Source organism: Marinobacter sp. UBA3607, from assembly GCF_002375525.1.
Classification (GTDB): Bacteria; Pseudomonadota; Gammaproteobacteria; order Pseudomonadales; family Oleiphilaceae; genus Marinobacter; species Marinobacter vinifirmus.
Map to the genome: position 1 here is coordinate 240,088 of NZ_DFLY01000032.1, position 24,030 is coordinate 264,117.

Consider the following 24,030-nt stretch of genomic DNA (forward strand, 5'->3'; position numbering starts at 1 on the left):
GTCGTGTCATATAAAAACAAACGTCCAGGAAGCAGTATCCATGACACGACGCCGGAAACAGCAGCACAAATCCCCTTCGGTTATTATCATCGGCACCGGTTTTGGTGGCATTGGCATGGCCATCCAGCTGCAGAAAGCGGGTATCCGCGACATTACCCTGCTGGAAAAAGCGGGGGCCGTGGGCGGAACCTGGCGGGACAACACCTACCCCGGCGCTGCCTGCGACGTGCAATCGCACCTGTATTCCTACTCGTTTGAGCCCAAGCACGACTGGACCCGGAAATTCGGCACCCAGCCCGAGATTCTGGATTACATCGAATCCTGCGTTCGCAAACACAACCTCGAGCCCCTGATCCGCTTCAACCAGACGGTGGAATCCGCCGAGTTTGATGAACAGACCAACCAATGGCAGATAACCACCGGCGCCGGCGACACTTTCCGGGCCGATGTACTGATCACCGCAACCGGTCAGCTTAACCGCCCTGCCATGCCGGATATTCCCGGCCTGGAGGATTTCGGCGGTGAGAGTTTCCATTCCGCCCGCTGGAACCACGACATCAGCCTGGAGGGCAAACGGGTTGCCGTCATCGGCACCGGCGCGAGCGCCATCCAGTTTGTGCCGGAAATCACCGCGAAGGCGGCCCATTTGGACCTTTACCAGCGCTCTGCCGCGTGGGTGCTGCCCAAACCGGACAAAACCTTCACCCCGCTGGAACAAACACTGTTCGCAAAGCTGCCCCTGTGGGACCGGCTGTATCGCGGGATGATTTACCTGAAGAATGAAGTGCGCGCCCTGGCGTTCACACGTTTCTCGGGGTTACTCGAGTTCTTTGCCAATCGCGCCCGCAACGAAGCGCGCCGCTGGGTAACTGACCCGGACAAGCTCGCCGAATTAATTCCGGAATACCGGATTGGCTGCAAGCGCATCCTGATTTCCAACGACTGGTACCGGGCCGTAAACGAGCCCCACGTGAACCTGATTACCGGTGGCATCACCCGGTTTGACGAAACGGGCGTGGTGTCAGAAACCGGTGAACACCGGCCTGCGGATGTGATCATTTTCGGCACCGGCTTCCGGGCCACTGAATTCCTGTCGCCCATCCACATTACCGGTCGCAACGGCGTGTCCCTGAACGAGGCCTGGGCCAATGGCAGCAAGGCATTCAAAGGCATCACCGTAAGCGGATTTCCGAACCTGTTCATGTTGTATGGCCCCAACACCAACCTGGCCCATAACTCTATTCTGTACATGCTGGAATCCCAGTTCCGCTACGTGTTGAGCGCGCTCAGGGCGCTGTCCCGCTATCCGGGGCAGGCAATGGATGTGCGGGAAGACCGCCAGAGCCGGTACAGCCAGGTGGTACAAAGAGGGCTGGACGGCAGCGTGTGGGAGGCCGGCTGTACCTCCTGGTACCTGGATGAGCACGGTCGCAACACTGTGAACTGGCCAGGCTTTACCTTCAGTTACCGCTTTGCCACACGGTTTGTCGATACAGCCGACTACCAGTTCCTGAATCCTCGTTCCGAAAACGCCTGACTCCCGCTCAAGCCGAAGCCCTGCACGGCTTGAACTTATCGCCAATTCATAGGATGATTGGTTCATCATATTGAGGGATGATCCACAATGCTCAAACCGATCCGGAAAGGCTCCCTGGTGGAAACGGCCATTGAAAGCCTTCGTCAGAATATTGAAAGCGGTGAATGGCCAGTAGGTACTCGCTTACCTGTAGAAGCAGAGCTTTCGGAGGCTCTGGGTATCAGCCGTAATACCATCCGGGAAGCGGTCCGGGTGCTTGTTCACGTTGGCATGCTGGAAACCCGTCAGGGCGACGGTACCTACGTAAGGGCTAATCGGGATGCCGGAGAGACTCTCCGGCGCATTGCCCGCAGCAAACTGGCGGAGCAGATAGAGGTTCGGATCATGCTGGAAACCGAAGCGGCCAGGCTCGCCGCCGGGCGGAGAACCGAGCAGGACCTGAAGGCCATGACCAGTGCCCTGGACGCACGGGCTGCCGCCGGAGAGCGGGTTTCCGAGCGCATACTGCACGACGAGCACTTTCACCACGCGCTGGTACGGGCGTCAGGCAATTCGGCACTGATCGAGCTCTACGACTACTTTTCCCACGCAGTCAGTCAGACTATTGAACAGACAGAAACCGACTCGGAGCTTCCGGAACCCACCCAGGAAGACCATGAACTGCTGCTGGCGGCTATCCGCCGTAAAGATGCAGCCAAGACCGAAGCGCTGTCCCGCGCCCTGCTCACCCCAAGCCTGAAAGCCCTGACCGGGGAGGATTAAGCCGTGAAGTTCCGGATAGACACCTTCACATTGTTGTTGCTGGGCGCCATTGTCCTGGCATCTTTCCTGCCGGTAACCGGAAGTGCGGCCGATGCCCTGGCCACCACCGGCACCATTGCGGTTGCGCTGCTGTTCTTTTTTCACGGTGCGGCATTGTCACGGCAACAGATTATTGACGGCGCCACCCACTGGCGGCTGCACATCCTGATCACTTCCCTCACCTTCGTGTTCTTTCCGCTGGCAGTACTTCCGGTCAACGCACTTAGCGGCATAGCACCGGACTGGATGCCGAAAGACCTGGGGCTGGGATTCCTCTACCTGGGGGTGCTGCCTTCAGCGGTGTCCTCTTCCATTGCCTACACCGCCATGGCCCGGGGCAATGTGCCGGCAGCCATCTGCAGTGCGGCCGCCTCCAATGTGTTTGGTATGATGCTGACACCGTTTCTGTTGCTGTTGCTGGTTTCCACGTCTGGCACCGGCGAATTTGCGGTGCTTGAAGCACTCAAGGACATTATCCTTCAGTTGCTCTTGCCGTTTGCGGTGGGCCACGCCCTGCGGCCCTGGCTGGGCGGGTTCCTGGGCAGGAACGAGAAGTTGATGGCACGCTACGATCAGTGCGTTATCTGGATTATCGTCTATTCCGCCTTCTCCCACTCTGTGGTCAGCGGGCTCTGGCAGAACCTGCCGGTTCAGGCCATTGTGCTGGCGATTGTCCTCTGCTTCGGGTTGCTGGCGCTGTTTATGCTGATTGCACGACTGATGGTGAGAAAACTGGGCTTCAGCCTGGAAGACGAAGCCGCGGTGGTGTTCTGTGGCTCCAAGAAGAGCCTGGCGTCAGGACTGCCGATGGCCAAGGTGCTGTTCTCCGGCCACCCCGGGTTTGGCATGATCGTGCTGCCCATTATGTGCTACAACCAGATCCAGGTGATTGTAGGGGCCATCCTGGCCCAGAGGTACCGGGTAAAGATCGAGCAGGCCTCAGCCGCCGCCCATACCACCGAATAATGCGGCCAGAATAGCCAGCCCGACAATCCAGCCGATCACCGCCGGCCAGAAATTCATCATCTGCGGCGGCTGTTCGGCCTGGTTGTCAAAACCCTGGTCATCGGCCATTCCGGATTCCGGATAGTTTCTCTCATCCGGTTCCTGATTGGCTTCCTGCACGCTGAACCATTCAAACCAGTCCCCCAGAAAGCGGGCAACCGGTGCCGGGAAACTGCCGTTTTCGGCCATGGGCCGCACCTGGTGCTCCAGCTGGCTGGCAATCTCGCGCCGTAACGGCATCTGATCTGCTGGCGGTTCACGCAGTATCGCCTTCCAGATATTGACATCCTGCTGTCGGTAGTTGTCGTTCAGCAGTGCGCGAACCTGGATAATCACCTCACGGACGATCTGGGCGTCGTTGCCATCCATTGGGGCTATCGGTTCCCGGGTGTCCGCGGCAGCAACCCGAGGCTCAGGCCGTGGTTCAGGCTCAGACGGTGCCTTTGCCGCCGAGGGGGCATGGCCCGTTGCTTCCTGGTAGGCCTGCCTGAGGGCTTCGGCTTCGTGGTCAGAGGCGAACTTCATCTGTTGTTCGTAAGCCTGCCGTATCCGCTCCCGGTTATCGGTTGGCTCGATACCCAGAATGTCCCAACAATTCATAAATTCGCAACTCCGGTCATGGAAGATTTGTAATGTTTCTCGAGACAAATCGCCCGATCTACCCTACGATTAGGCAATAAACGCAACTAATCTGCCTGCTCGGCAAATTATAGAACGACACCCATGCCCATTACGAATTACCTGGCAGCAACCCTGCCCCGAAAACCGGCACTTTCAGCCCGATTCACGCTCGGCTTGTTAGCTGTTTCCATAACCGCTGCGGCTGCGCCACAGGCCCTTGCCCAAAGCGAGCAGGAATTCAGTAATGGTTTCTATGCCGGTTTCAATGAAGACATCCCGGAAGTGCTTACCACTACCCGGTTGCGCCAGCCCAAAACCCGGGTTCCCGGCAGCACCACCGTGATCGATGGCGACCTGATTCGCAACCTGGGCATTGTTAACCTGTACGAAGTGTTCCGCCTGGTGCCCGGCATGGTGGTCAATTTTGTTGGAAGCCACACACCGGTAACCACTTACCACGGCACTGTTCACTACGAGCAGCGCCGCATGCAGGTTCTGGTGGATGGCCGCACCGCTCACCGGGCCACCCTGTCGGATATGGACTGGGAAACCATGCCGGTGCCGCTGGAGATGATTGAGCGTATCGAAGTAGCCAGGGGCCCAAACTCGGCCGCCTACGGCATTAATGCGTTTCTCGGCACCATCAACATCATTACCCGGGACCCGGCTGACACCGGTGGCGCCGAGTTCAAGGTTACCCGGGGCTCGCGGGGGCACCTGAGAACCTTCGGTTCCGTCGGCAATACGGGGTCTGACTATGACTGGCGCCTGACTTACGAAAAGCGCAAGTTTGACGGCTTTGACTATCAGATTGAAGGGGATGAGCAGGTGCCGTTTTACGACGGCCACGAGATCAATTCCTTCACCTACGATTCACGTCTTCAAATGAACAGCCAGGCCGACCTGGAGTTTCGCGGCGGCGTGGTCGATGGCACCAATAACCAGGACCGCTTCAAAAGTGGCGAGCTGGAGCCGCTGGAAAACCCGGATATCGAAGTCAGGGATTTCTACCTGCAAACCCGGTTTAACTACGCCACGTCAGACCGGCATTTTTTCCACATCCAGGCCGCTGTCGAGAACTTTGATCGCCGGCAGGCCTACGCCGTTTCCTTCCCTGACAATACGGCCCAGTGTCTGCGCGACGGAACTCCGCTTTACGAATATACCTATTTTGATAATGGTGATGACCGTGAACGACTGTGCTTTACCAGCAGCGGCGGCGAGATGGCCTTTGCTACGGTAAACGCCAACTCCGAAGACACCCGCCTGGAATTTGAGTTTCAGGACACCCTGCTGTTCAGCGACAACCTGAAGCTTGTTTCTGGCGCCGGCTTCCGCAAAGACACCTATCGCTCGGAAACCTACTTCAACGGCCATGGCAACAGCTATCAGTCCCGCTACTTCGGTAACCTGGAATACACGCCGATCTCCTTTATGACCCTGAACGCCGGCGGCAACTGGGAACACACCAGCACCACCGACGAAGGTTATTTCTCGCCTCGCGTTGCCGCCAACTTCACGCTGAGCAACCGCCATGCGCTGCGACTGGTCTATTCCGAAGCCGTGCGTACACCGGATGAATTCGAACAGAACCCCGACTGGGGTTACACGCTCTCGAATGTGCGGCCGGCGATCTATTCAGACCTCGAGGGTTTTCGGGTGGATACCTATGCAGCTGCGGAAGACCTGGATGTTTTAACTCTTGGCAAAGACTTGCAGGAAGAGCGCATAACCTCCCGTGAAATAAGTTATTTTGGCCAGTTCCCGATGGATTCCGCATTGTTTTCTCTGGAGGTCAGAGGCTTCAAGGACGAGCTCAGGGATATGATCAGCGGAGTCATTCAGCTCAAAGAATGGACAATCGACAACAACGTGGCAGTCGACCAGAAAGGTTTCGAGGTCGAGGCGTCGCTGGACTTTCCGGGCACCACCCTCCGGGCCAGCTACGGCTACCTGGACCAGGACACATGGTACTCGGGCACTCCGATTATCGGAGCGGACGGCAATGTCGACACCGATACCCAGGACAAAGCCGTCGCCCTGCTCACCCGCATGTCTGTGCGCCATTCAGGCAGCCTTGCCGCCATCCAGAATTTGCCACTCGGGTTCCGGTTCGCCTCTGCGTTTTACTGGGCAGACGAGTTCAATACCCAGTTTGAACGCATAGACACCCGGGTCAGCAAGAGCTTTTTCGGCCCGCGATACAGCGCCGAGCTGGCATTCACCGTGCAGCACTACCTGAACCGGGATCCGGAGCTAAGCTCCGACAATAATATCGAAGACCATAACCAGTTCTTTGTCGAAGCCGGTCTCCGGTTCTGATGGAAACAGAACGCACCCATGATGTATGTCGACACCAGCCAGGAAGGTATGACAATAACCGTGCATAAATCTTTGCGACATTCACTTGGCATGGCCTTCTGGCTATTGCTTTGTTTTTTATGGATGGCCTCGAAAGTTCAGGCGGCCGCAATCACACACCCGGTTGCCTACATTGAAGGCTCAGGCAATGCCGCGCTGGACCAGCATATGACCAACCTGGTCAGCAAGGAGCTGGATGGCCGGGTTGACCTGGTGCCCCTTGAAGCAAAGCATTTGCCCGTAGCCTCGGGCAGACCGGTTATAGCCATAGGGCCCGCAGCCTTTTCGGGGCTCCTGGATAAGGAAATCACGGCACCGATTATCGCGTTACTGGTGGAAAAGCGGGCGATATCGAATTACCTGGACAAGACCGGGGAGCAGCTGGCCGCGGTGTTCTACGACGTCCCGCTACTGCGCCAGGCGCTGACAGGCAAGGCGATCCTGCCCCAGGCTACCCGCGTCAGCGTGCTGGCCACGCTTGATTCAGCAGACATGTATGAGCCTTTGATCGAACAGTTGCCGGCATACGGGCTGGAAGGCCGAATGTTTATCGTCAGCAGCGACGACCAGCTGATTCCAAGCCTTAACCGCGCCCTGACCTACGGTGACTTTGTACTGGCGGGGCTGGATGACAAGATCTACAACCCCCGGAACATCAAACATATCCTGCTGACCGCCTACCGCCGTAACCGAATCCTGATCGGCCCCAGCCAGGCCTACGTCAAGGCCGGCGCCCTGGCATCCAGCTACGCACCTTTTACGACCATGGCAAAACAGACCGCGGAGTATTTGCTGGCATTCTTTGAAACCGGAAAGCTGCCGGCACCCGCCTATCCGGATGAATATCGCGTAGAGGTCAACCAGCAGGTCGCACGCTCCCTGAACATTCCCCTGCCCGACCGGGAATGGATTGCACAGGCGGTTGACCGCTTCATCCAGGAACAGCAGGGGGCCGGAGAATGAGTCGCCCGGAGCAAAAGTCCGGCATGTCGCTGTCCCGCCGGCTATTGATCGGAGTGTTGCCCGCAGCCGTGATGTTTGTGGTGCTGATGGCGTTCTTTACCTCGGCCCGGCTGGAGGATTCGCGCCGTGACCTGGCTGAAAGCAGCCAGCTGTTCGCGGACAGCCTGGCACCAGCCCTGGAATACGCCGTGGTTTCCGGTAACCGCGGGGCCCTGGAACAGGTTCTGCGGCAGTCGCTCAGGCGCAGCAAGGCGGAATGGCTCCGGGTAACGGATGTGGTTGGCGAAGAAATCGGATTTGTTGGCAATAGCACCGAATCTGGTGATCGCACTGCGGGCTCCCCGATGATCTATTCCGCAGAGATACTGCAGGAACCGGTCGAGCTTTCCTCAGGAACGGACTGGCTGGCGGGCCAGTGGAACTTCAGCACCGGCTCACTGCGTGTGGGCACCCTTGAGGTGGCTGTCAGCCCTCGGATCCTGGAAGAAAGACAGCAGGAAGTGCTGTGGTCATCGTTGTCGGTGGGCATTGCCATGCTGTTATTCACCATGCTGTTGGTGAATCATTTTCTCAGTGCTATTTTCCGTGCCATCAACCAGTTATCCGGCCGGGTAAACCTGTTGATGCAGGGGGATTACGAAGAACAGCCCATCGAAACTCACGGCGGAGGCCGCGAAATTGCCAGTATTCAGCAGCAGCTGAACCAACTGGCCCTGCATCTGGGGCAAGCCCGGGAATCCCGGGAAAAGACCCTCGCCCTCTCGGAAACCGCCAGGGAAAAGGCCGAACACGCCAGCCAGGCCAAGTCCGAGTTCCTGGCCGGCATGAGCCAGGAATTGCGAACACCCCTGAAAGGTGTGCTAGGTATGATTGACCTGGTGCACCAGGAGCCGTTGAGCAAACAACAGATGGATTATCTGGAAACTGCCCGTAAGTCTACCCAGGATTTGATGACGGTTATTTCCGACATGCTGGACTTCGCGCAGATGGAAAACGGCCACTTTGAACTGGCGCACCAGGAATTCGACCTGCGCAACCTGATCAGTAACTGTGCGGCTTCGTACCGCCTTGCGGCCGAGCAACAAGGGCTGATGCTGGAGCTGCACTTTCAGGGAAGCTGGCCTGAAAAGGCCCTGGTTTTTGGGGATTCTGCCCGGGTTCGGCAGGTTCTGGCGGGCTTGCTGGGCAACTCACTCAAATACACCACAGACGGCTATATCAGCGTCCGGGCCAGCTGGTCATCCGCTGATGGCAAGCAAGCGGTGCTCAACTGTACAGTCAGTGATTCCGGCTCGAACAGTGCCGGCCAGAGGCTCAACAACCTGTTGCCGCACTATGAGCAGTCGCTGCCAGGAACCGCAACCCGCATGCAGGTCAGCAGCGGGCTGGGTTTATCCATGGTGCAGCGGCTGGTAGAGCTGATGGGAGGCCACGTCCAGGTCGATACCGACCTTGGACAGGGAGCCTATTTCCGCTTTGACCTGCCCTTCCAGCTATCCGGTGAGGATTAAGCCACCGGCTCCCGCATGGTGACAAACTCCTCCGCAGAGGTAGGGTGAATGCCGATGGTGGAATCGAACTGGGCCTTGGTGGCTCCGGCCTTGATGGCCACCGCCAGGCCCTGGGTGATTTCACCGGCATCCGGGCCGACCATGTGGGCGCCCAGCACCTTATCAGTCTCTTTATCGACCACGAGCTTCATCAGGCAGCGCTCTTCACGGCCACTCAGGGTGTATTTCATAGGCCGGAATTCTGACCGGAAAACACTCACCTGATGGCCCGCTTCCCTCGCCTCTTCTTCAGTCAGGCCCACGGTACCGATATTCGGCTGGCAGAACACTGCCGTCGGGATAGCGCTGTAATCCATGTCGCCCTGACCATCGCCAAACAAACGGCGTGACAGCACCATGGCCTGCGCCAGGGCGACCGGGGTCAGCTGCGGCGTTCCGATCACATCACCCAGCGCATACACGGACGGTACAGCAGTCTGGAAGTGATCATCCACCTTCACATGGCCCGACGCCGTCAGCTCCACACCGAGATCGGTCAGACCAAGCCCGTCCACCAGCGCACGACGGCCCGTTGCCGCCATAACCAGCCCGGTTTCAAGGGTGTCGCCATTACTGAGGTTGACCTGGTAGTGGTCGTCTCTGGATTCCACCGAGTTGATGGTTACGCCAAAGCGCAGATCCACGCCTTTCTTGCGCATCTCTGTTTCGGTAAAACGGCGAACGTCGCCATCGAAACCGCGCAGGAACAGGTCACCCCGGTACAGCAAGGTGGTTTCCACACCCAGTCCCGCCAGAATGCCGGCGAATTCAACGGCAATGTAGCCGCCACCCCAGATCACCGCGTGACGTGGCAACTGAGGCAGGTAGAACATGTCATTGGAGGTAAGCAGGCATTCCTTGCCGGGGATATCCGGCACTACCGGCCAGCTACCGGTGGCTACGGTAATGTGTTTTGCGCTGTAGGTCTTGTCACCGACAGCAACGGTGTTGGGGCCCTGAAGGCTGGCCGTGCCGTTGATAATTTCAACACCGGCGTTTTCCAGCAGCCGGCCATAAATGCCGTTCAGGCGCTCGATTTCAGCATTCTTGTTAGCCACCAGGGTTGGCCAGTCGAAGCTTACGTCGTCTGTGGGGATGTTCCAGCCATAGCCAGCGGCGTCTTTCAGCTCTTCCCTGACGTGTGCCCCGTAAACAAACAGTTTTTTCGGAACACAACCAATATTCACACAGGTACCGCCCAGGTGGCGGGATTCAACAACCGCTACCCGCGCGCCCCGCTGGGCAGACATTCTTGCCAGCCGCACTCCACCGGAGCCGGCGCCAATCACTATCAGGTCAAAATCGTGGCTGTCAGACACTGCATCTCCCGTTCTACATGATGAATCTGTATCGGATACTATCAGTTATCCAGCCAATCATATCGCAAGAGTCAGTCGTACGGACACCGTTCCCGGTTCATTACCACGATCCATGGAAGCCTGGTCAATAATCACGCCATGATTTCCGTTCATTGTCTCGAGCCAGGCAGCGACTTCGGCAAACGGTACGCCTTCCAGCCACACGCGGATTGCACTATCGCCGCTGGGCTCAAAGCGCTGAAGCGCCAGCCCCGCTTCACCGGCAGACCGAGTAACCAGGGCCATCAGCTCACGGCCGCTTTCAGGCTTGTCTGCGTTAGCCGAGCCACTCGCCGGTGCCCCGCTGGAGCCCAGCCGTTTGATTGTGGCTTCATTCGCCTGCATCCAGGCCAACAATTCGCCGGCATTCTCACGGCTGGCCTGGGCTTTTTCGTTGAACGCAGACGCCGGAGCCCAAACTGCGAAATACAGTACGGCCAGCAGCAAAGCCACCACTAGCACGACCAGTGCCTGGCGGTCCCGGGAAGGCAGCTGGTCGTACTTTGCAATCAGTTTACCGACCGCCGGCTGATCCTTGATTCTTGCCCACATGCTCTTAACCTCCGGAAACAGTCAGCCGGCCACGGGCGCCTGTTGCTTCATTCACCACCGAGCCAATCTGGGCCTGCAACCCCTGATTGGCCAGGCCGTTACGTAAACGGCTCAGGCGGTCGTAGTTGTCGGCCCGCACATCCACCACCAACTCGCCACGGGTTCGGCTGTAGTTGATGGAGTTAAAGGTGATGGCGCTGGCATTCGGTACACGGCTGTACTGGTCACCGGTAAATTTCATCAGCGTGATGAAATCAACATCCTGGCTACCCGACCCCGCAACCCGCAGCTGGCCTTCGATCACCCGGCGCACATTGCCGGCATGGGTTCGACGGTCGCCAGGAAAGGCTTCCCGGTAGACCGCCATGGCCTGACCCTGCAGTTCCTCAGCCTTTTGCTGGTGATAGAAGCCCATACCCACCTCGAGTGCGACCTGAACCACAAACCAGACGGCGGCAACCGCAATCAGCGGCTTCCAGGGCTTGAGCGGGCTGGCACCGGAGGTTTTTACAGAAAACGCTCCCTGGCAAAGGTTGACCGGCTGGGACAGGTGTTGATGGTGAGCCCAGGCCAGCAGTTCCAGCACCGAGAATTCCAATGGCTTGGTTTGTACCTGCAACCGGCCACTGCTGCCGGAAAATTCACTGATTGCGCCCTGCCAGCTGTCCAGGTCGGCTTCAGTGCCAAACACCTGTACCGGGATTTCCGCCACTACCTCGTCTTCCGACGGCGTCGCCATGGTCATGGCAAACAGTGGCAGGTTGTCGGCTTGCATGCGCAGCCATTCGCCACGCTGGCTCAGCAGCATCACAGACTCGCCATCCAGGCACAGGCTCCAGCCTCCGTCGGTGGCTGGCAGCAGTGCCGCATCCGGATAGATGGCATCGAGGCGGACGTGTTGCCAACCGCTGAACAGTTGCTGCCAGCGCGCCATTTGCAGGTTGTCGATAGCCGCTACCTGGTAGCCGTCCGGCGTGTGGCGGCCAAGGGCCAGGTGCACCGTTTCGATGTCCTGCGCCACCTGTTCTTCTACCGCAAACGGCAAGGCCTGCTGGATAAAACGGCTCTGCCTGGCGGGAATATCTGCCACACAGAAGGTGGTCTCATCACCGGGAATCAGCCCGATGAGAATGACTTTTTCCAGCGCGTTCTGCGCCAGGGTCTGCTCGATGTGTTCGCGGGTGCTGGCCTCACCATGGGCCTGGGTATCACCACTGGCATCCTGCAGAACCCAGTCAAACAGCTGGGCGTCCGGATTCTGCTCCGGATCCGCAAACGGCGGCAACGGCCGTGCATACAGGCGGTAAGACATGGTTATCCTTCTGAGAACGTAAAGGGTTCTTTTGTGATCCGGTTTTTCTGTCCGGTATCCCTGTGAACTGTCCGGACTTCACCCTCGGGATTGCGAAACACCGTACTGACCATATTAACGACACGATTATCGTAGGTAATCCGTGATACAACTTCAAAAAACCGCGTTTGCAGCGCAAGGCCGGCGGGCTTCAGGCCGAGGCCGGAAAACTCGGACAGTGCGAGAAAATCCTGGAGATCCTCGAAACGCTCCTCTTCGCGCTGGGCCACGATAGACTGCGCCTGGGCCTCGTTCAGCTCATTGTGCAGCGACATCAGCACCGGCACCGTAGCCGAGTTTACATTGATACCAATTCCACTGACCGGAACCGCTGTCACATGGGGCCTTAATGCCACATAAATTTCTTCGGTCATGCCCTCGATCAGCCGCAATTCGGTGATAGAGACAAAGGGCTGGTTCGCGGTTCGGAACGGTTGATCGGCCATCAGGTACTGGCCATCTTCGGCACCGTACGCGCTCACGGTCTGGTCGTCCGAATCGATCCAGTCAATCAGCGCATCCACGTTCAGCCCGGTAATCCCCAGGGCTACGAATAGCCGGGTCAGGCGGTCTTTGGTGAGTGTATCCACCTGCCCGTTGGTGGTCACCAGGTCGTTCAGGTTTATCCGCCCACCCAGGTCGTCAATCTGAACTTCAGCCACACCGTTTTCATCGAGCGGCAGTATGGCAGCGTTCATGGCCCAGAACTCGTCGGGGCTGTCGACCATCAGGCTGTTTTCCCGGTCTTCCTCGAAATCCCTCACCAGGATCCGGCGGGCGAATTCCTCGGCGCCGAGGGCAATGTTGTAACCTTGCTGCTGGGCCAGGTAGTGGCCGGCCTTGAAGATCCGAAGGCTCTGCTGACGGGTCATACCGGAGGCCAGCATGACCACCAGGGCCATGGCCAGCAGCACCATGATCAGCGCCACGCCTTTCTGGTTCCGGAAAAGCATCAGCTACCCCCTCCGTCTTGGGTAGCGGCCTGTTCTTCCGCTTCTTCTTCATCCGTGTCGGACTCTGCGGCTTCAAGTTGCTGGTTGATCACGCCCTGGGCTTGCCGGGGGTCAAAATCCGGCAGGGTAAAAGTTCTCACCAGTTCACCAAAGCGCTCGTGCTCCAGGGTAACTTCCATACCCCGGGGCAAGGCGATATCGGGCCGGGCACCCGGAGACAAACCCGCCAGGGCTTCGTCATCGGGCCATTGTTCATGGCGGTTACCATCGGCATCGATAAAACGGATCTCGAATTCGGTCACGTTCTCAAGCAGCAGCAGGTCCCGGCTGGAATCCTCCTGGCCTTCATCCACCACCGGCCAGTAACGCCGGCGCAGTTCGCTACCGGTAAACTCCCAGGCCGACCGCTGCAGACCACTGCGCCGCAGCCCCAGGGGATTGCGCCAGCCCTGCCGGGTAATCATCAGGGCAAAGGCATCGTCCCGGGTGGTCAGCGCGGGTGAAAAGTCGCCGTACACATCCCGTACCGGCCGGTTAACAACCTGGGTGATATCCCGTTCCAGCAGCAACATGGCCTTCTGCAAGCCATCGAACTGCTCGGCAAGCTCGTTTACCCGGTCCCGGGAATTGACTACGCCGTTCACCACCTGCCACACGCCCAGGCCGATGACCGCCGTAATGGTGACGGCAATCAGCACTTCCATCAGGGTGAAGCCCTGCTGGTGCGGCAGAACCGGTTGTTTAAGCGGCGTCATTTCTCCCCCAGAAAGGCAGAGAGTGTGTGCACCGAAAACGGCTCGCTCTGGCCATCCGGGTACTTGGCCACGGTCACTTCCACCCGGCGCATAGTCGGCTCGGCGGTACCCAGCACCACGGTAGTTACCCGCCAGCGGTAGTTGCCGTAGTCGGTATCTTCAGAGTTATCCGAGATATCCGGTAGCTGTTCCTGCAGGCGCAGTTCATTCACGCGGTTTTCAGCCAGCCAGCCGGCCAGGGTTTTGTCCCGCACCCGCTCGAAACTGGAAATATAATTGCTGCCCACCTCCGCTGCCGCCGTGGCAATCAGGCCGAACACCAGCAGTGCCACAAGAACTTCCAGCAAGGTAAAGCCACGATTCCGGTTTACCATTCGTCTTCCCCGGCACCCGGCTGTCGCCATTCCATAGGCGAAATGCCGTCTGAGGCAAGCACGTGCATGCTGTCGGTCTCACGGCCCATGGTAAATTCGATTTCGAACGGCGTGGTTTCGCCACTGGAGAAGAACACCACGTCGGGCCGGAGTTCATCTTCGGCACTGGTCAGGCGCGGGGCGTCGTTCTCGACGTATTGGGTAACCGTCAGCCAGTCCGGCAGGGTTCGTTTGCGATACATGCGCTCGGCGGGCGGCTTCCATTCTCCGGAATCGTCCTGGAAGGCGACAAAGCGATAGCCGTCTTCCTCAAACAACAACCCCAGCTCCAGGTTGTTCAAAACCGCCTGCTCCGAGGCAGTCTGCATCAACAGGTAAAGATCCCTGACCTGGTTTTCCAGTTCGCGCTGCTGGGAACTGCCGGCCATATTGAACACGGCAAGGGCCGCCAGCAGCCCGACAATAATCAGGACAACCAGTATTTCGATCAGCGTAAAGCCGGCTTGGTTCGCCCTGGTGCGCACAATCGCTTACTTCCCGGTGTTCCAGACGCTGATATCGGCAGCATCGCCTTCGCCGCCTTCGTTGCCATCAGAGCCATAGGAGTACAAGTCATAGGGGCCTTCGGTGCCCGGGCTTACATACTGGTACGGGTTACCCCACGGGTCTTCCGGCACGCTCTTCAGGTAACCGTCAGCATTCCAGTTTTTCGGTTCCGGGCTGCCACTGGGCTTGCTTACCAGAGCCTCCAGGCCTTGCTGGGTTGACGGATAATGGCTGTTATCGAGCCGGTACAGGTCGAGTGCGTTGGCAATGTTACTCAACTGGGTTTCGGCCACCGTTACCTTGGCCTGGTCGCTCCGGCCCATGATGTTCGGAGCCACAATGGCCACCAGCAGGCCCAGAATAACCATAACCACCATGATTTCGATCAGGGTAAAGCCCCGGCTGTGTGTAATGTTGGCGTTCTGGATGTTTCTCATAGTTTCACTCATGTCAGACCTGTATTTTCCGTGTGTTACGTCTTTGCGGTGTACCTGTCAGCCCACCAGATTGCTCATATTCAGAATCGGCAGCATGATTGCCAGCACGATAATCAGCACCACCACACCCATCACCAGCAGCATCAGTGGCTCGAACAACCCGACAATCGCCGCAATCTTCGATTGCAGGGTGTTTTCCTGCATCCGCGCGGTGCGTTCCAGCATGCTGTCAAGCTCGCCACTGGCCTCGCCACTGGCAATCATGTGCAGCATCATGGGTGGGAAGTAACCGGTCTGGTCCAGCGAGCGGTGCAACGAGCCACCTTCACTGACCTTTCGCGCTGCTTCCCTCAGTTCCTGGCGCAGGTAATCATTGGATAACACCTCGCCGGCGATTTTCATGGCCTCGACCAGGGGTACGCCACTGGTTGTCAGAATACTGAGTGTGCTGGCATAGCGCGCCGTATTGACGCCCCGGACCATGCCGGCAAACAGCGGCAAGTGCAGCAGCTGTTTGTGGAACTTCATCCGGAATGCCGGCTTGGTGAGCGCCACCCGGAAGCCGATAATGCCAATTACCAGCAGTATCAGAAGATAGACACCGTAAGCGCCCAGAAATTCCGAAACCGACAGCATTGCTACGGTCAACCCCGGCAGGTCCTGGCCTTGTTTCAGGAACACTTCGATGATGTCCGGCACCACGTAGGTGAGCAGAAACACCACAATGGCAATGGCCACCACGCTCAGAATGATCGGGTAGATGGCTGCGAGCTGGATTTTCTGTCGCGCTTCCTGGCGGCTTTCGGTGTAGTCCGCAAGCCGGTTCAGAACCAGGTCCAGGTGCCCGGCGTGTTCACCGGCAGCTACTGTTGAACGGTACAAACGGGGAAAGGCTTTTGGGAACTCCCCGAAACTGTCCGCCAGTGTGTAGCCTTCCATGACCTTGGCCCGGATGGCGATGAGCATACTGCGAATGCGGGGCTTGTTGGACTGCTGGGCGGCAGCACTCAAGGCCTGTTCGATGGGGATACCCGACTGGATCAGCGTTGCCAGCTGCCGGGTTACCAGGGCAAGGTCTGCCGCGCTCAGGGAACCACGACTGCTCAGCGGGTTGTTGCGGGCCTGCTTTTCCACCGCCGGCGTTACCGCCAGTGGCGTAAAGCCTTTTTCGCGAAGTTGCTGGCGTACCGCCCGGGGCGCGTCCGCTTCCAATACCCCTTGCTTCTGCTTGCCCCGAGGGTCCAGTGCCTTGTATTCGTACGCTGGCATGGATTACTGGCTCCGGTGGGTTACGCGCAGAACTTCTTCCACGGTGGTTACGCCATTCAGGATTTTCTGAACGCCGTCAGAATGAATGCTGGGGCTGTGCAGCCGTGCTTCCCGCTCCAGGTCGAGCTCCCCTGCCCGTTTATGGATCAGGCTGCTGATCTCTTCCGTTATTTCCACCACTTCATAGATGCCTATACGCCCTCGGTAGCCCAGTTGGTTGCAATGCTCGCAACCCTTGGCGCGGAAAATCGTCGGCGGATTGGCCGGGTCCTGCTGCAGGAACTGGCAATGCTCTTCGGTCGGGATATAGGGCTCCCGGCAGTGGGTACACAGCACCCGCACCAGCCGCTGGGCGACAATGCCCACCAGGCTGGAGGAAATCAGGAACGGCTCGATGCCCATGTCCATCAAACGGGTAATGGCGCCTACAGCGGTGTTGGTGTGCAGGGTGGACAGCACCAGGTGGCCGGTCAAACTCGCCTGCACGGCGATCTCGGCGGTTTCCAGATCCCGGATTTCACCAATCATCACCACATCCGGATCCTGCCGGAGAATGGCACGCAGGCCACGGGCAAAGGTCATATCAACCTTGGGGTTTACCTGGGTCTGGCCAATGCCCGGCAAATTGTATTCGATGGGGTCTTCAACGGTCAGAATATTGCGGGTGCGGTCGTTAATTTCCTGCAGCGAGGCGTACAGCGTAGTGGATTTACCGGAACCCGTCGGGCCGGTGACCAGCATGATGCCGTAAGGCCGGTGAATCAGCTTGCGCAGAACCTTGAGATCCTGCCCTGCCATGCCGAGGGATTCCAGGCGAATGGTGCCTGCCTGCTTGTCGAGCAGACGCAGCACAACCCGCTCGCCACTGGACGACGGCATGGTAGATACCCGGATATCCACTTCCCGGCCCGCTACCCGAAGGGCAATACGGCCATCCTGGGGCACCCGCTTTTCGGCAATATCCAGCTTCGCCATTACCTTGATACGAGACACCAGCAACGGTGCCAGGGCCCGCTTGGGCTGCACCACTTCCCGTAACACGCCATCGATACGGAACCGCACAACCAACTGCTTTTCGTAGGTTTCGATGTGCACGTCCGAGGCATTGGTTTTCACCGCTTCGGTGAGGATGGCGTTGATCAGCCGGATAATCGGCGCGTCGTCTTCCTGCTCCAGCAGGTCTTCGGTTTCCGGCACGGAATCGGCCAGCGAGGCCAGGTCCATATCATCGCCGATGCCTTCGACCATCTGCATGGCTTCGGCGGAATCGTTCTGATAGGCAGCGTTCAGCGCCTGGTCAAAGCGGTCGGCTTCAATGGTGGTAAAGCGGGCCCGGCCACCACTGATCCGGTTGGCCTCGGCCAGCGCAGTGTGGGAAGCCCCCGGTTTTACCAGAATGACCGCCTCGCCATCGTCGTTGCGGGTAAGGATCACCCCGTTGCGCTTGGCAAAGGTGAAGGGAAGTCGGCCCAGCGGAGCATCCTGCGGCTGAATTTCGGTCTCGGTGGTCAAGCTCTTCCTCGTTTGAATCCGTCAGGTCACGATTGTTGTTATAGGCCAGGTTCCTGGCGCTGGCAGCAATGCCCGAAAAGGTACCACAGGAATGGGAACCACTGAACAACTCTGTACACTATACTGCCACTAATTCATTGCAGTCTGATAACCTGTGGGCTTTTTCGTATTTTCGACTTTTATCGCAATCAGGAACGCCGATGTTTGCCATTGACCGAAGGATTCCACTGTTACTTGCGCTGGCAGCAGCACTGGCCATGATTGCCCTTACCGGCTGGCAAGGCTACCGGTTCTGGCAGTCTGAAACCAGCCAGGCTGCACCCGTAGCCACGGCTGCAAATGGCCCGGAAAGCACTGGCCCCGAAGTGCCAGATGTTGAACTGGCCAAGCTGTCATTGTTCGGAACCGGCACCAGTGGCGACGGCCCGGCGGTTACCGATACGGAAAACCTGCCGGAAACCAACCTGAGGCTTTCCCTGCGCGGCGTACTGGCAGCCGACGGCGATTTCCCGGGCAGCGCCCTGATTGAAGACGACAAAAACGACACCGAAGCTTACCTGGTGGGTGACGAGCTACCCGGCAACGCCAAGCTCCGTACCGTATTCGCCAACCGGGTTGTTATCGAACGGGCCGGTAAGCTGGAGAACCTCTACTTCCCGGAAAACGAAGACCGCACCCGCTTTGAGGTTGCCAGCGCCAGCGAACCGGAAGCCGCCATGCAGACCCAGCCGGTTCGCCAGGCAGCTCGCCGCCCCGCAGCCAATAACAGCAGCTCCGCCAGTGACCAGCAGCGCCGTGAGGAAATCCGCCAGCGGCTGGAGCAATTACGACAACGCCTGCAGAACAACAACTGAGGCCGGTTATGGCAGCGGCAATTATTCGCAGTACTCGCCGCAACCTCCTGATTCCGCTGCTTTTGCCGGTGCTTATGGGCATTTCCCTGGCAAGCGGCATCAACCTGAGTGACCGTTTGATGGAGTACGTGCTGCAGGAATTCGGCCTGGAAGCACAGCAACGCCTGCAAAACTGGCAGCGGCTGCAAGGGCTGGCTATTAACGCACCCATCGATCGCAAACTGCACCTGGTCAACTCCTTTTTCAACCGGGCCGAATTTGTCAGTGACCAAAGCCACTGGGGCGAGGAAGACTACTGGGCAACCCCGGTGGAACTGCTGACCACCAACGGCGGCGACTGCGAGGATTTCTCCATCGCCAAGTACCTGACCCTGCGTGCCATGGGGGTGCCCGATGAACAGCTGCGCATTGTCTATGTCAAAGCCCTGGAACTAAACCAGGCCCACATGGTGCTGGCCTGGTACAAGACGCCGGATGCCGAGCCTCTGATTCTCGACAACCTGATAAATCACATTAAACCTGCATCGCAGCGCACTGACCTGGAACCGGTTTACAGTTTTAACGGCGAGGGGTTATGGCTGAACCAGCAGTCCGGGGTGCGCAAGCGTATCGGTGATGCGGAAAAACTTGAACACTGGCGCAAGCTGAATGAACGGCTGGAAGAACAGCTTAACCCGTAGGGACTGATTCATCCGGCTCCCAGCCGCCCCCCAGGGCCTTGTAAAGATCCACTGCGGCGATCAGCCGGTTCAGCCGAACCTGGCTCAGTTGCTGGCGGGCGTCGAATACGCTGCGCTGGCTCTCGAGCAGGGTGAGCAAGTCATCCGCCCCTTCCCGGTAGCGGATTTCCGTTAACCGCAACGTTTCTTCCGCCTGCTCCAGAATGCTTTGGAGCCGTGTTTCCTGCCCTTTGTACAGTGCCTCCCGATCCAGGGCATCGCCCACTTCCTGGAAAGCCGTCAATAAACTGGCCCGGTAGGTTTCCAGCAAGGCAACCCGGCGGGATTCGGAAATCTCCACGGTATTTCGGCGCTGGCCGCCATCAAACAGGGTCTGGCTCAACCCGAGCACAGCGCTTGCCGTTCTCAGCGGGTCCGACAGGCTGAAAAAGCTGTCGGTGGACAGGCGCACCGCGCCACTTAAAGACACCGATGGCAGCAGCGCCGCCCTCGCCTGTTCGACGTCGGCGCTGGCGGCGGCTAAACGCGCCTCCCCGGCGGCAAGGTCCGGGCGACGGGTAATAATGCTGGCAGGGGTTTTCGGATCGATAGCGGGCACCGAAACAGTCAGCAGTGAGGCCCGGGGCTCAGCCTCGGTAAACGGGTAGTCGCCGGTCAGCAAACGAAGCGCTGCCAGCCGCTGCCGGGCCTGGTATTCCAGTGGCGGCACTGCATTTCTCAGGTTCAGCACTGCGGTCTGCTGGCGTGACAGCTCAGAACGGTCCGCCACACCGTTTCGGTAGCGGGCTTCAACCAGCTTCAGGGTCTGCTCGCCCAGTTCCAGGTTCTTTCGGGCTACCTCAACTCGCTGCTGTAACTCCTGCCATTCGAACCAGGTGCTGGCCACAGACGCGGAGAGGGTCATCCTGGCAGCATCGTAGTCGTAGCGGGTAGCTTCGAAATCCGCCAGGGCAGCAGATTCCGCTGCGGACAAACGGCCCCAAAGGTCCAGCTCATAATCGACGGAAACCCCCAGGCTGGTTGAACCGCCAGTTACCCGGTCCTGCCCCGATGCCTGGCTGGCCTGCTTACCGGCGCTGCCGGATGCGCCAACCGTTGGCAACAGTGCTGCCCCGGCATTGCGCAGCTGAAGGTCCGCCTGGATAACCGCCTGGGCTGTTGCGGCCAGGTCCGGATTGTTGTCAAAGGCACGGGCAATCAACCGGTTCAGCCGTTCATCACCGAATGCCTGCCACCAGCTGGCATCGACCGCTGCTCCGTTACCGGACTCCTGATGCCACTGGTCCGGCGGAGTTATTGGCACCTCAACAGGCTGCGGCTGGAAACCCGCACAGCCGGCCAGCAATATCAAAGACAACAACGGGATTGTGCGAGGGATCATGGCATTACTCCGAAGCCAGCGCATGGACAGGGTCAAGCCGCGCCGCCTTTCGGGCCGGCAGAAAACCGAAAATAAGGCCGGTGGCGAAGGCGCAGCTGAAAGCCAGCACCATGGGCAGAACCGTCATATGCACCGGCGTACCGAATGAGCCGATCAGCTGGGTAGCGGCAATGCCCAGCCCCACCCCAATCAGCCCGCCGATGGCCGACACCAGCCAGGCTTCAGTCAGGAACTGTTGCAGGATATTCCAGGCCCGGGCACCGGTGGCCATGCGGATACCGATTTCCCGGGTGCGCTCGGTCACGCTCACCAGCATGATGTTCATCACGCCAATGCCGCCCACCAGCAACGAGATGGCGGCAATGGAGCCTAACAGCCAGGTCAGCGTGTTCTGGGTTTCGGAAATGGTGTCAATCAGCGACGCCATGTTGCGGATGGTGAAGTCTTCAACACCGCCATGGCGGGCCAACAGGGTGTCGTGGATGATGGCCTCGATCTCCGCCATACGGTCGATGTCCGCAACCGCCACGGTAATATTCCGCAGATGGGTTTGCCCGAAGATCCGCAAGCTGCCGGTGGTATAGGGCACAAACACCACTTCGTCCTGGTCCTGGCCCATGGGGGAGGCCCCTTTCTCCTCCATAACCCCAATCACCTGGAACAAGACATTGTTCACCATCAGGTGCTTGCCCAGCGGACTTTCACCGGGAAACAACACCTCTGCAGTGGATTTTCCGAGCACAGCTACAGCAGCGTAGTTGGCTTCATCCTGCGCGCTGAAGAAGGTTCCTTCGGCTACGGGCCATTGCCGCGCCACCGGGAACTGGAACGAGGTGGCATTAATTTCGGCCTGGTGGTCCCGGTTTGAGTAGCGCAAGGTCTGGCCACCGGTAAGTTCAGGTATTGCCGCAAGAACACCTTCTATCTCATTGATTGCCCGATAGTCATCAGCTACCAGGGTGGTCACCGACCAACGCCCTCCCCGCTGGTCTGGCCCGCCGGGGCGCACCAGCAGCAAGTCACTGCCCATGGTGCTGATTCGATCGACCACATCTTTCTTGGCGCCTTCACCAATCGCCAGCATGGTAATCACCGAGGCCACGCCGATCACGATACCGAGCAAGGTAAGCGCGGTGCGGAACAGGTTGCTGCGGAGCGAACGCAGGGCGCTTTTCAGGGCTTCCTGCCAATCGCTCAGTACCGCGCCGTTGCGGATATCAGCCGATTTCACCGGCTCGGTTTGAACGCTGGTTTCCGCCCCGGTATCCCGCACCACCTCGCCGTCGGCAATGTGGATCTGGCGCCGGGCCACATCGGCCACATCCTGATCGTGGGTAATCAGGATAACCGTGTGGCCCTGGGCAGACAGGTCGGTCAGCAACCGGATCACTTCCTGGCTGCTTATGCTGTCCAGGGCGCCGGTGGGCTCATCGGCAAAGATAATCTGGCCGCCGTTCATCAGGGCCCGGGCGATGGATACCCGCTGTTGCTGGCCCCCGGACAACTCAGACGGCCGGTGGGTCAGCCGTTCGCCCAGCCCCAACCCGGTCAGCAACTCATCCGCCCGCTGGTGGCGCCTTGCGGGAGCCATGCCCGCATAGATTGCCGGAATTTCCACGTTTTCCCGGGCCGTCATACCCGGCAACAGGTTGTAACTCTGGAACACGAAGCCGAAGGCTTCCCGTCGCAGCAACGCCAGTTCATCCCGGCTGAGGGCCGAAACATCCCGGCCGCCAAACCAGTATTCACCGGAACTGGGTTGGTCCAGGCATCCGAGAATGTTCATCAGGGTCGACTTGCCGGAACCGGACGGGCCCATGATGGCCACGAATTCGCCCGGATAGATCTTCAGGTTGATCCCCTTCAGCACAGGCACCGCCAGATCCCCTTGCCCGAACGAGCGGGTGATGCCTTTCAGTTCAATCAGCGGGGTATTGCCGGTCATCTCAGCATGCCCCGGAAAGACGGGTTACCGCTGGCACCGCTGCGGGGGTCGCGGGATACCAGGACCACTTCCTGACCCTCTTCCAGCCCGCTCAGAATTTCAGTCTGCACCCGGTTAGAGATGCCGGTGGTGACTGTCTGTGCTTGCGGATTGCCGGCAGCATCAAGAACCTGCACCGTGCTGCCCTGCACCGCACTGGCAGGCACCCGCAATACATTCAGGGCCTCTTTCTGGATAAAGAACACCTGGGCAGTCATGTTGGGTAATAACTTGCCCTGCGGGTTCTCTGCCTCAAACAGGGCGTTGTAAAGCACCACGTTATTGGTCACTTCCGGTGTCGGTTCGATGTAGTCGAGTTCGCCGTATAACCTGGAATCCGGACCCCCCAGGGTGGTGAAGTACACCCGCATGCCCGGTTCCAGTTTGCCAATATCCGCTTCCGAAACCTGGGCCCGCACCCGCATGGTGGCCAGGTTGGCGATGCGCATGAGTACAGGCGCGGTCTGGCTGGCGTTCAGGGTCTGGCCCTGGCGGGCTTCGATGGATACCACGGTGCCGTCCATGGGGGCATAGATTCGGGCGTAGCCAAGATTGGCTTCTTCGGCACGCAGGGTTGAGGAGGTCTGTTCAATCTGGGCTTCCAGCATTGCCAGCTGGGCCTTTGCAGAGGCCAGGGTTGCCTCGGCGGTTTGCAGGGATTCCCGGGTAGTTGCTTCCTCCCGGTAGAGGTTCTGCTGGCGCCGGAACTGGATTTCGGCAAGCCGTAACTGGGCCTTGCGGTCGGCAATCTGCGCCTGTTGATTTTTCAGCTGAGCCCGGGTGGCGTCTACCTTGGCGGTGTAGACCGTAGGGTCAATCTCCGCCAGCAAGTCCCCTTCCTTGACGTTCTGGCCGACACGAACATGGATGGTTTCCAGCTGGCCCGAGACCTGTGCACCCACATCCACATAGTTACTGGGCTCCAGCACCCCGGTGGCGCTGACCAGCAGCTGGATGTCACCGCGGGTGACTTCAACCGTATTCAGGGGCTCGGGGGCTTTACGGGCATCGCCGGTAAACCACCAGGCAGCAAACCCGGCAGCGGCAACCACCAGCAATACTGCAAACCCTTTGACTCCGCGCTTAGGGGAACCAGACGCCATTGACCTTCTCCGTGGATGAACAACCAGAGGCAACCATAGAGAAGCCGCGCATCGAAAAAAAGAGCGAAGTCAGGCTTTTGCCA

The 24,030-nt window shown here is 58.9% G+C and carries 22 protein-coding genes; 8 read left to right on the top strand and 14 right to left on the bottom strand.

From position 1 onward, the window contains the following. The first annotated feature begins 40 nt into the window (after window positions 1–40). From B2589_RS12750 to B2589_RS12760, 3 genes are all read left to right on the top strand, one after another. Window positions 41–1,537, top strand: a complete 1,497-nt coding sequence (locus tag B2589_RS12750) for a flavin-containing monooxygenase (RefSeq protein WP_286816820.1) — start codon at window positions 41–43, stop codon at window positions 1,535–1,537. A gap of 87 nt (window positions 1,538–1,624) precedes the next feature. After that, the gene (locus tag B2589_RS12755) at window positions 1,625–2,299 is read left to right on the top strand and encodes a FadR/GntR family transcriptional regulator (RefSeq protein WP_286816821.1); all 675 of its coding nucleotides are present in this window, start codon (window positions 1,625–1,627) and stop codon (window positions 2,297–2,299) included. A 3-nt stretch (window positions 2,300–2,302) separates the two neighbouring features. Then, window positions 2,303–3,304: a bile acid:sodium symporter family protein gene (locus B2589_RS12760; protein WP_199457495.1), complete on the top strand. Its 1,002-nt coding sequence runs from the start codon at window positions 2,303–2,305 to the stop codon at window positions 3,302–3,304. Here the strand turns inward: B2589_RS12760 and B2589_RS12765 are convergent. Beyond that, window positions 3,278–3,943: a J domain-containing protein gene (locus tag B2589_RS12765; protein ID WP_286816822.1), complete on the bottom strand. Its 666-nt coding sequence runs from the start codon at window positions 3,941–3,943 to the stop codon at window positions 3,278–3,280. The two genes, B2589_RS12760 and B2589_RS12765, sit on opposite strands and share 27 nt — an antisense overlap. 123 nt (window positions 3,944–4,066) lie before the next feature. Between B2589_RS12765 and B2589_RS12770 the strand changes: the two genes are divergently transcribed. From B2589_RS12770 to B2589_RS12780, 3 genes are read left to right on the top strand one after another with little or no spacing between them, the layout of a single operon-like run. Next, entirely contained in the window at window positions 4,067–6,286 is a 2,220-nt protein-coding gene (locus B2589_RS12770; RefSeq protein ID WP_286816823.1) for a TonB-dependent receptor plug domain-containing protein, read from the top strand. An 18-nt stretch (window positions 6,287–6,304) separates the two neighbouring features. Next, window positions 6,305–7,288 (top strand): ABC transporter substrate-binding protein, encoded by a 984-nt coding sequence (locus tag B2589_RS12775; protein ID WP_286816824.1) that lies wholly within the window; start codon window positions 6,305–6,307, stop codon window positions 7,286–7,288. Then, window positions 7,285–8,799 (top strand): sensor histidine kinase, encoded by a 1,515-nt coding sequence (locus B2589_RS12780; RefSeq protein ID WP_286816825.1) that lies wholly within the window; start codon window positions 7,285–7,287, stop codon window positions 8,797–8,799. Before B2589_RS12775 ends, B2589_RS12780 begins: the two co-directional genes overlap by 4 nt. On the opposite strand, the gene gorA is transcribed toward B2589_RS12780, so the two are convergent. The 10 genes from gorA to gspE are packed head-to-tail and all read right to left on the bottom strand — an operon-like array spanning window position 8,796 to window position 17,945. After that, window positions 8,796–10,157, bottom strand: a complete 1,362-nt coding sequence (gene gorA, locus B2589_RS12785) for a glutathione-disulfide reductase (protein ID WP_286816826.1) — start codon at window positions 10,155–10,157, stop codon at window positions 8,796–8,798. The two genes, B2589_RS12780 and gorA, sit on opposite strands and share 4 nt — an antisense overlap. A gap of 57 nt (window positions 10,158–10,214) precedes the next feature. Beyond that, window positions 10,215–10,748, bottom strand: a complete 534-nt coding sequence (locus B2589_RS12790) for a type II secretion system protein M (RefSeq protein WP_286816827.1) — start codon at window positions 10,746–10,748, stop codon at window positions 10,215–10,217. Window positions 10,749–10,752: 4 nt separating this feature from the next. Continuing rightward, complete coding sequence (gene gspL, locus B2589_RS12795; RefSeq protein ID WP_286816828.1) at window positions 10,753–12,060, bottom strand: type II secretion system protein GspL; 1,308 nt, start codon at window positions 12,058–12,060, stop codon at window positions 10,753–10,755. 2 nt (window positions 12,061–12,062) lie between these two features. After that, window positions 12,063–13,052, bottom strand: a complete 990-nt coding sequence (gene gspK / locus B2589_RS12800) for a type II secretion system minor pseudopilin GspK (protein WP_286816829.1) — start codon at window positions 13,050–13,052, stop codon at window positions 12,063–12,065. Beyond that, window positions 13,052–13,807 carry a type II secretion system minor pseudopilin GspJ gene (gspJ, locus tag B2589_RS12805; protein ID WP_286816830.1) on the bottom strand — a complete coding sequence of 252 codons (756 nt, stop codon included), beginning with the start codon at window positions 13,805–13,807 and terminating at the stop codon, window positions 13,052–13,054. Before gspJ ends, gspK begins: the two co-directional genes overlap by 1 nt. After that, entirely contained in the window at window positions 13,804–14,181 is a 378-nt protein-coding gene (gene gspI / locus B2589_RS12810; RefSeq protein WP_058340963.1) for a type II secretion system minor pseudopilin GspI, read from the bottom strand. Before gspI ends, gspJ begins: the two co-directional genes overlap by 4 nt. Continuing rightward, entirely contained in the window at window positions 14,175–14,705 is a 531-nt protein-coding gene (gene gspH, locus B2589_RS12815) for a type II secretion system minor pseudopilin GspH (RefSeq protein ID WP_286816831.1), read from the bottom strand. The genes gspI and gspH overlap by 7 nt, the downstream gene beginning before the upstream one ends. A 6-nt stretch (window positions 14,706–14,711) precedes the next feature. Then, window positions 14,712–15,164 carry a type II secretion system major pseudopilin GspG gene (gspG, locus tag B2589_RS12820; protein ID WP_286816832.1) on the bottom strand — a complete coding sequence of 151 codons (453 nt, stop codon included), beginning with the start codon at window positions 15,162–15,164 and terminating at the stop codon, window positions 14,712–14,714. A 57-nt stretch (window positions 15,165–15,221) separates the two neighbouring features. After that, window positions 15,222–16,433: a type II secretion system inner membrane protein GspF gene (gene gspF / locus B2589_RS12825; protein ID WP_286816833.1), complete on the bottom strand. Its 1,212-nt coding sequence runs from the start codon at window positions 16,431–16,433 to the stop codon at window positions 15,222–15,224. Window positions 16,434–16,436: 3 nt separating this feature from the next. Then, a complete protein-coding gene (gene gspE / locus B2589_RS12830) occupies window positions 16,437–17,945 on the bottom strand; it encodes a type II secretion system ATPase GspE (protein ID WP_022988987.1) in 1,509 nt (502 codons plus the stop codon). Window positions 17,946–18,145: 200 nt separating this feature from the next. Between gspE and B2589_RS12835 the strand changes: the two genes are divergently transcribed. Then, window positions 18,146–18,799 (top strand): type II secretion system protein N, encoded by a 654-nt coding sequence (locus tag B2589_RS12835; protein WP_286816834.1) that lies wholly within the window; start codon window positions 18,146–18,148, stop codon window positions 18,797–18,799. Window positions 18,800–18,873: 74 nt separating this feature from the next. After that, window positions 18,874–19,479, top strand: coding sequence for a transglutaminase-like cysteine peptidase (locus B2589_RS12840; protein WP_414673959.1), 606 nt, complete (start codon window positions 18,874–18,876; stop codon window positions 19,477–19,479). On the opposite strand, the gene B2589_RS12845 is transcribed toward B2589_RS12840, so the two are convergent. The 3 genes from B2589_RS12845 to B2589_RS12855 are packed head-to-tail and all read right to left on the bottom strand — an operon-like array spanning window position 19,469 to window position 23,947. After that, window positions 19,469–20,860 carry an efflux transporter outer membrane subunit gene (locus B2589_RS12845; RefSeq protein WP_286816836.1) on the bottom strand — a complete coding sequence of 464 codons (1,392 nt, stop codon included), beginning with the start codon at window positions 20,858–20,860 and terminating at the stop codon, window positions 19,469–19,471. The two genes, B2589_RS12840 and B2589_RS12845, sit on opposite strands and share 11 nt — an antisense overlap. 4 nt (window positions 20,861–20,864) lie before the next feature. Continuing rightward, complete coding sequence (locus B2589_RS12850) at window positions 20,865–22,805, bottom strand: MacB family efflux pump subunit (RefSeq protein ID WP_286816837.1); 1,941 nt, start codon at window positions 22,803–22,805, stop codon at window positions 20,865–20,867. Continuing rightward, window positions 22,802–23,947 carry an efflux RND transporter periplasmic adaptor subunit gene (locus B2589_RS12855; protein WP_286816838.1) on the bottom strand — a complete coding sequence of 382 codons (1,146 nt, stop codon included), beginning with the start codon at window positions 23,945–23,947 and terminating at the stop codon, window positions 22,802–22,804. Before B2589_RS12855 ends, B2589_RS12850 begins: the two co-directional genes overlap by 4 nt. Window positions 23,948–24,030: the final 83 nt, after the last annotated feature.

Excerpts from the sequence above, each read along its gene's own strand:
- gspF (WP_286816833.1), bottom strand. The coding sequence starts at position 16,433 with ATGCCAGCGTACGAATACAAGGCACTGGACCCTCGGGGCAAGCAGAAG.
- gspI (WP_058340963.1), bottom strand. The coding sequence starts at position 14,181 with ATGGTAAACCGGAATCGTGGCTTTACCTTGCTGGAAGTTCTTGTGGCA.
- B2589_RS12790 (WP_286816827.1), bottom strand. The coding sequence starts at position 10,748 with ATGTGGGCAAGAATCAAGGATCAGCCGGCGGTCGGTAAACTGATTGCA.
- B2589_RS12845 (WP_286816836.1), bottom strand. The coding sequence starts at position 20,860 with ATGATCCCTCGCACAATCCCGTTGTTGTCTTTGATATTGCTGGCCGGC.
- B2589_RS12835 (WP_286816834.1), top strand. The coding sequence starts at position 18,146 with ATGTTTGCCATTGACCGAAGGATTCCACTGTTACTTGCGCTGGCAGCA.
- B2589_RS12780 (WP_286816825.1), top strand. The coding sequence starts at position 7,285 with ATGAGTCGCCCGGAGCAAAAGTCCGGCATGTCGCTGTCCCGCCGGCTA.
- gspK (WP_286816829.1), bottom strand. The coding sequence starts at position 13,052 with ATGCTTTTCCGGAACCAGAAAGGCGTGGCGCTGATCATGGTGCTGCTG.
- B2589_RS12775 (WP_286816824.1), top strand. The coding sequence starts at position 6,305 with ATGATGTATGTCGACACCAGCCAGGAAGGTATGACAATAACCGTGCAT.
- B2589_RS12840 (WP_414673959.1), top strand. The coding sequence starts at position 18,874 with ATGGGCATTTCCCTGGCAAGCGGCATCAACCTGAGTGACCGTTTGATG.
- gspL (WP_286816828.1), bottom strand. The coding sequence starts at position 12,060 with ATGTCTTACCGCCTGTATGCACGGCCGTTGCCGCCGTTTGCGGATCCG.
- B2589_RS12750 (WP_286816820.1), top strand. The coding sequence starts at position 41 with ATGACACGACGCCGGAAACAGCAGCACAAATCCCCTTCGGTTATTATC.
- gspG (WP_286816832.1), bottom strand. The coding sequence starts at position 15,164 with ATGAGAAACATCCAGAACGCCAACATTACACACAGCCGGGGCTTTACC.
- B2589_RS12770 (WP_286816823.1), top strand. The coding sequence starts at position 4,067 with ATGCCCATTACGAATTACCTGGCAGCAACCCTGCCCCGAAAACCGGCA.
- gspJ (WP_286816830.1), bottom strand. The coding sequence starts at position 13,807 with ATGACGCCGCTTAAACAACCGGTTCTGCCGCACCAGCAGGGCTTCACC.
- B2589_RS12755 (WP_286816821.1), top strand. The coding sequence starts at position 1,625 with ATGCTCAAACCGATCCGGAAAGGCTCCCTGGTGGAAACGGCCATTGAA.
- B2589_RS12765 (WP_286816822.1), bottom strand. The coding sequence starts at position 3,943 with ATGAATTGTTGGGACATTCTGGGTATCGAGCCAACCGATAACCGGGAG.
- B2589_RS12855 (WP_286816838.1), bottom strand. The coding sequence starts at position 23,947 with ATGGCGTCTGGTTCCCCTAAGCGCGGAGTCAAAGGGTTTGCAGTATTG.
- B2589_RS12850 (WP_286816837.1), bottom strand. The coding sequence starts at position 22,805 with ATGACCGGCAATACCCCGCTGATTGAACTGAAAGGCATCACCCGCTCG.